Source organism: Bacteroidia bacterium, assembly GCA_016218155.1.
In the GTDB taxonomy this organism is placed as follows: Bacteria; Bacteroidota; Bacteroidia; order Bacteroidales; family GWA2-32-17; genus GWA2-32-17.
Genome location: JACREQ010000052.1, coordinates 1 through 7,050 on the forward strand (window position 1 = coordinate 1; position 7,050 = coordinate 7,050).

Genomic DNA, 7,050 nt, shown 5'->3' on the forward strand with positions numbered 1-7,050 from the left:
ACTCTGAAAAGTATATTTTTATGAATCAGCTTTTGCCCCGTCCCTAAAGGGTGGCTGATTTTCAGCGATTTCCCTTCAGGGATTAAGGGCAAAAAATCGCTGAAATTTAGTTTTTGGACTTTTCGGAGTGGACTCATAAATTTCGGGAGCTAAATTTTTTAACGAGATATTTATAGAAAAGTTGCTGATTGTTAATAACATTTTTCCGACACGCAAATTATGCCCGTGTATAGTATAAATAAACCACACGAATCAAAAAGTAAAATTGTATCCAATCCCGATAACAAAATCGGTAACCGGGTTTTCAACATTATATTCCTTCTGTATCACATAAAACAAATCGAATTCATGCATCCGGTTGATACGGTATTCGATGCCTGCGCAATATTTTATTTTATCCATAAATATTCCATCGGGGTTATTTAACGGAGAGTAAATTTCTGAATAGATATAGGGTACATAGTTTTTATCCAAATCTGCTTTTACCATAAATTTATTTCTTGAATAATAATAGGGTCCCGGATAATCATCTGCCTCGTACATCCGGTTGTACTGGCACTGAAAACGGGTGCGGAATTGCAGTATCACGGGCTTGATTTTTTTTCGCAATGTCACATCAAAGTAATAGCGGTTTCTGAGGTTATAGGTGTTATTTTTTTTCAGTTTTTCTATAAACCGGTAGTTGGCCGAAACCCTGACGAACTTGTTTATTTTATAATTCAATCCGGCATCCGTAAATATCATCCCGGCCTCTGTGAAATTTTCACTGAGCCTCACTTCTTCGCTAAGGGTAAATGAAAGAACGGGCGTAATTTTTTTTTCAGCGTTCACGCTGAGCCACATCCCTGCATCATTCACCTGTGCCCAAGAGGCCATGGAAAAACAAATAAAAAAAAACCAGCCTGTTATTTGTTTACTCATGATAATATACGTATCCGCCAAAACGCAAAGGTAATTAAAAGTCATTTCTGTTTAAGACAAATATTTCAGTTAAATATTAACTTCAAAATGTGAATAAATAAAAAAATTGAAACTCGGAAACCACTTAACAAAGGGGTATAGTTTAAACAGAGGCAACCTTTTTATTTTTTCATAGTCTATTAAATTGTAAGATAGACATATAATGAGAAAGCTATTTATTTTCATATTTTTATTTACAATCACTTCAATTAATGCCCAGGTAGTCATTAATGAGTATTCTTGTTCTAATATTAGTATTGTAGCTGATAATTATGGGAATTATGAAGACTGGATTGAAATTTATAATCAGGGAACTTCTGCGGTCAGTCTTGCAGGCTATTATCTGAGTGATAAACCATCTAATCCCACGAAATGGGTATTTCCGGCAGGAGTTAGTATATCAGCAAATTCTTACTTGAAAGTATGGTGTTCAGGCAGAAATGAATTTCTTTCAGGAAATATTCATACAAATTTCAAACTAACACAAACAATGCCGGAAAGTATTGTTTTTTCCAATCCTTCTGTTACAATACTTGAAAATATTTTACTTAACCCTGCTCAGAAGAATCATTCAAGAGGAAGAACAACAGATGGCGCTTCCACATGGTCGGTATTCCTTAATCCTACACCTGGAACAACAAATAGCGGCGCTTCGCAGAATTATGCAACTACCCCGTCTTTCAGCCAGCAATCAGGTTTTTTTACAGGGTCTACAATAGTTAGCATTACTTCTCCTGATCCAGGTGTTACCATCCGTTATACAACAAACGGTAATGAACCTGTTGCTTCTTCAACAGTTTATTCAACCCCTGTTACTATTTCAAGTACAATGGTCATCAGGGCAAAAGCATTTAGCAGTAATCCTTTAATTCCAGCCAGTTTTACCAGCAATAATACATATTTCATAAATGAGAACCACAATATTGCAGTTATTTCCGTTTTTGGCGATAACGTAGATATTCTTTTTAACGGTAGCAATATCGAAGCAGATGCAGGTCTCGAATATTTTGATAAAACAAACATATTCCGCGCAGAAGCAACCGGTATTACTAATAAACATGGTAACGATTCTTGGTATTACGATCAAAGAGGAATTGATTTTGTCACACGCGACCAGCATGGTCAGAGTTATGCATTGCTTTGGAAGCTATTCAATCTGAAACCGCGAACAAAGTTTCAACGCATTATTCTTAAAGCGGCTGCAAATGATAATTATCCTTTTGAATCAGGAAGTGCGCATATTCGCGACCCTTATGTTCAAACGCTGTCGCAACTCGGCGACCTTCATATGGATGAAAGAACCTATGAACCCTGTGTTGTTTTTATGAATGGACAATATTGGGGCTTGTATGATATGCGTGAAAAGGTTGATGATGCTGATTTTACCGATTATTATTACAACTCAGATGAAAATGATGTTCAGATGCTTAAAACATGGGGAGGCACGTGGAGTGAGTACGGAGGCACACAGGCACAAACAGACTGGAACTCTTTAAAAAATTTCATCCTTTCAAATAACATGGCGATACAGGCTAATTATGATTATGTTGATAACCTCTATAATACAAAAAGCTTAGTAGATTATTTTGTTTTGAATTCGTATGTAGTCTGTTCTGACTGGCTAAACTGGAATACTGAATGGTGGCGCGGTACAAATGCAAATGCAACGCATAAAAAATGGAGATATGCTCTCTGGGATGAAGATGCTACTTTCGGGCATTATATTAATTATACGGGCATTCCCGATCAGAATCCTACAGCAGATCCCTGTAATCCTGAACAATTTGGAGACCCCGGTAATCAGGGACATGTTCCAATCCTCAATGCTTTATTGGCTAATCCAACTTTTAAACAATATTATGTTGCACGTTTTGCTGATTTATCGAATACTGCTTTTAAATGTGACCGGATGATTTTTGTACTTGACAGCTTAATCGCCCTTTTTTCTCCGGAAATGCCGCAGCAAATTGCACGTTGGGGTGGCACAATAACGGAATGGCAACAAAATGTACAGACTCTGAAAAATTTTATCAATGCCCGATGCACCCAAATACAACAGGGGATGCTTGATTGTTATACATTAACCGGTCCATATCCTATTACTTTTGATGTATTCCCACCCAATTCCGGTACAGTAAAAGTCAATTCCGTATGGGCGCCTACTTACCCATGGACAGCCTATTATTATGGAAACATGCAAACTTTGTTAAAAGCTCAGGCAAACAGCGGCTGGATGTTTGATTATTGGGAATCAGTTGATCCGGTTTTACCCGGAATCAACAACGATACCGCTTATACTACAATCACACAAACACAGACTATCATAGCTCACTTTATAATTACAGAGCCACTTCTTGTTGGTTCAGTAACTGTGACCAATCCCACGTGTTATGGAAATAATAACGGAGTTATTGATATTACTGTTTCCGGTGGAACAACAGCTTCAGGAAATTATTCTTATATTTGGTCTAATGGCAATACAACCCAGGATATTAGTAATCTTTCATCCGGAACATATTATGTTACAGTTAACGATGATGATACTTGTTCTTTAGTACTTACCGCCGTAATTACCGGGCCTTCTGCAATTTTATTAACTACCAGTCAGGACACAAGTATTTGCAATGGAAGCGCTGTTTCATTATTTGCTGATGCCTCCGGCGGTACACCTCCATATACATGGTATTGGAACGGAGTTGTATCAGATTCAGTTATCAATGTCAGCCCTTCTGTTTCCACTAATTATACTGTGAGTATTACTGATGCCAACGGATGTAACGGCCCTATAAAAACCATTCAGATTCAGGTTTCCCAGCCGGTAATCATTAGTATTTCCCTCAGCAGCGACAGTATCTGCCCCGGTGATTCCGTATCGGTTAATGCAGTTGTTTCTTCGGGCAATGGTGGACCATATATTGTTTATAATGTTTCAGGAGATACTATTATAACGCCGTATTTTATTAAGCCTCCACAAACGCAAACTGTGCTTTTATATGCTAAAGACGGGTGTGGATCTGTAGCATCTGATACTGACACGATACATGTACTTACAATGCCTGTCGTGAATTTTACTTCAGATTTTATTGAAGGTTGTAACCCCCTAAAAGTAACTTTTAATAATAACACGAATCCTCAATCGCAGGGTCAAACTTACGAATGGAATTTCGGAGATAATGATAATAATTTTTCAACCACTTTCAATCCCTCACATGTATATAATACGGTTGGTGATTTTGATGTATCTCTTAAAGTTATTACGACAGAAAATTGTAATGTTGAATATACAATAGCAAATATGATTTCTGTATATCCCAAACCTGTTGCGCTCTTTCAGGCTGAACCAAAGTTCGCTACAATTGTTGATCCTATTATTTCTTTCATCAATCAATCAAATTATGCCGATTATTATAACTGGACATTTGGCGACAGTTATTCATCAACTGAAACAAATCCATATCATAAATATAACGCTATAAGAACATATAACGTACAGTTAATTGCCGTTGGTCAGACAGGTTGCAGAGACACAATAAATGATTATGTTACTATTGAAGATCAACCCGCATTTTATGCGCCAACAGCGTTCACTCCGGATCGTGATAATATTAACAGTAACTTCATGGTTTTTGGGAACGGCATTGATATAAATAATTTCCACCTGTATATATATAATCGTTTGGGTGAAAAAATATTTGAAACTGACAATCCTTTAAAACCATGGGATGGTAAATATAAAGGCAAGTTATCAAAATCGGACACCTATACATGGTTAGCTATCTATATGGATATTCAAGGGAAAAACATGAGAAAGCCGGAACAGTAACGCTTATCCGATAATTGTTTCTCTACTGTGGTAATTCTAATACATATTGTAACCCCAATATATACAGAGTTTGGGGATTAATTATTCCATCTTCTTTTTGAATAAGATAATACACTCCGATTGTATTATTGCTGTTAATTTTGTAATCCAATCCGGCAAAAAGCCTTATTCTATGCCATTCCAAATCACTGGTAGGATTCCGCTGGTCTTTTATCTGATAACGTAATTCAGTTCCTACATAAGGGATATAGTTATTTATAGTATATTTTGCTTCAAATTTATTTCGCCAGAACCATTCTGCAACTTTACCTTTTTCACTGGTAAAATAATTTCTAACCTCTGATTGTAACCTGCTCCTATAGGAAATACTGAAAGATTTTATTTTGTATTTATATGATAAATCCAGCATTAAACGATTCCTGTAACTAAACCAGCCCTGATCCAAATATTTTTCAATAAACCGATATGTGAAACCTGCTTTAAATCCTTTAATAACTTTGTAAGTAATACCCAGATTTGTATAAAGTAAATTCAACTGGGTATAGTTTTCCTTTAGACGAAGTTCTTCATCAACACAAAGCGATAGTTTTTTAGTTAATTCCTTTTCAATGCTGAATGTATTCCACATACCTGCATCATTTTCCTGTGCGAAAATACTAAGTACCGGAAAAACAATAAAAAAAATTATTAGAAGAAGGTTACTTCTCATAATAGTAAATTTTAATCATTGCAACATCTTTCAGAAAATCAATATTGGTAACATCAATTTTGTGTATATTCAATCCTGTTCTTTGTTTAAGATTTTCAAGAAGTTCTTGTCGGTGTTCATGCTTAATCATTTCAATATTTTCATAAATAACAATTTTTGTATGCTCCCGTTTTATAAAAATATTCCCTTCCATAATAAATGTTACAACAACTATTATTCCGTTAAGTATTATAAGCTCATAGTATTCAAGATGTATTGCGCTTAACAGACCAACAGCAATAAAAATGAACAGATAAGTCATGTCTTTCATTGATATTCCTTCAGTACGGTACCTGAGCATAGAAAAAACTGCAAACAACCCGAATGCCGCCCCCATGGAAATTTTGACTTTATTAAGTACAAAAGTTAAAAGGAATATAACAATGTTAAAAGTTATCAATGTAAATACATAATCCATGTTCTTGTTATTGGGATAGTAAATTAGCAATATTAAGAGTAGAATTGTTGATATATTTATGGCAAGATTGATGAAAAAATTCTTATCAATTTCAACAATATCTTTATCTTTTTTCTTTTTCGATTTTTTCTCTTTTACATCAGTATCGTCCATTTGAACAGTTTCTGATTCTGAACCCAAATTTTGTGCATAACTCATTTTTGCAGGCATACACATAAACAATAAAAGGGCCAGCATTATTAAATTTTTAACTGATATCATAACACAATTTATTAATTTTTTAAAAAATCTTGATTTAAAATTATTCTTTTTTACATGATCGAAAAGGCTTATTATTACACCGAAACAATATTTGCCGATTAATATATTTTTGATATGCTGCTCCCTGTGGCGACTGAAAAACTCATCAAAGTTCAACTATTTCAGGAACTTTTATAAATATATTGTTTTACAGCAATTAATTTTTTGTTGGCATCATAAGTTTTTTTCTCAATCTATAATAGTATAAAAAATATTCTTGGTTTTCATAGGTTAAATAATTTATATCAGTCAAATATTTTAAGATCAGGGACTATAACAGTTTGCCTATTTCCAGTGATCTCAACATCGGTTATTATAGAATTTACACCCGATGGTATTGTAAGTGTTGAATCTTTTGAATAAACATATATGCGATATTTCCCTTTACGCAAAAACTGAAATTCATAAGTGCCATCATAATTTGTACGCGTTCTGTCGCCATATGATGCCTCATCGCCATAAATAATATAAATATCTTTATCAGGCGCATAACCTTGCCCTTCAAGCAGAGTAAATGTTTTATTATAATACTTGGCATAAACCTTCCCTTTGATATTCGAACTCCCACCTTCACCAGGCTTTTTAGAACATGAAGATAAAACAACCATTGTTAAAATAATTAACGGTAAAATCAATTTAAAATTTCTGTTTTCCATAGTATTAAGAAATAATTATTTAGTTGAATTTATAATAATAAACTTTCCTGAATAAGTTTTGGTAATGTTATTACTAACTAAAGAAAACTGATAAAAGTACATCCCTGCCGGAAGCATATCGTTTGCAAGACTGATCTCAATTTTA

At 34.5% G+C, this 7,050-nt stretch carries 5 protein-coding genes; 1 reads left to right on the plus strand and 4 read right to left on the minus strand.

The features are described from left to right. Positions 1–252: 252 nt before the first annotated feature. Positions 253–921, minus strand: coding sequence for a DUF2490 domain-containing protein (locus HY951_10050; GenBank protein ID MBI5540388.1), 669 nt, complete (start codon positions 919–921; stop codon positions 253–255). 202 nt (positions 922–1,123) lie between these two features. Between HY951_10050 and HY951_10055 the strand changes: the two genes are divergently transcribed. After that, positions 1,124–4,783 carry a CotH kinase family protein gene (locus HY951_10055; protein MBI5540389.1) on the plus strand — a complete coding sequence of 1,220 codons (3,660 nt, stop codon included), beginning with the start codon at positions 1,124–1,126 and terminating at the stop codon, positions 4,781–4,783. Positions 4,784–4,805: 22 nt separating this feature from the next. On the opposite strand, the gene HY951_10060 is transcribed toward HY951_10055, so the two are convergent. The 3 genes from HY951_10060 to HY951_10070 all read right to left on the minus strand — a co-directional run bounded on the left by HY951_10060 (position 4,806) and on the right by HY951_10070 (position 6,905). After that, on the minus strand, positions 4,806–5,492 hold the full coding sequence (locus HY951_10060; protein MBI5540390.1) for a DUF2490 domain-containing protein: 687 nt from the start codon (positions 5,490–5,492) through the stop codon (positions 4,806–4,808). Further along, entirely contained in the window at positions 5,482–6,102 is a 621-nt protein-coding gene (locus tag HY951_10065; GenBank protein MBI5540391.1) for a DUF4956 domain-containing protein, read from the minus strand. Before HY951_10065 ends, HY951_10060 begins: the two co-directional genes overlap by 11 nt. 392 nt (positions 6,103–6,494) lie before the next feature. Continuing rightward, positions 6,495–6,905, minus strand: a complete 411-nt coding sequence (locus tag HY951_10070) for a hypothetical protein (protein ID MBI5540392.1) — start codon at positions 6,903–6,905, stop codon at positions 6,495–6,497. Between the last annotated feature and the right edge of the window lie 145 nt (positions 6,906–7,050).

Coding starts and splice junctions, on each gene's coding strand:
- HY951_10050 (MBI5540388.1), bottom strand. CDS start 921: ATGAGTAAACAAATAACAGGCTGGTTTTTTTTTATTTGTTTTTCCATG.
- HY951_10055 (MBI5540389.1), top strand. CDS start 1,124: ATGAGAAAGCTATTTATTTTCATATTTTTATTTACAATCACTTCAATT.
- HY951_10060 (MBI5540390.1), bottom strand. CDS start 5,492: ATGAGAAGTAACCTTCTTCTAATAATTTTTTTTATTGTTTTTCCGGTA.
- HY951_10065 (MBI5540391.1), bottom strand. CDS start 6,102: ATGGACGATACTGATGTAAAAGAGAAAAAATCGAAAAAGAAAAAAGAT.
- HY951_10070 (MBI5540392.1), bottom strand. CDS start 6,905: ATGGAAAACAGAAATTTTAAATTGATTTTACCGTTAATTATTTTAACA.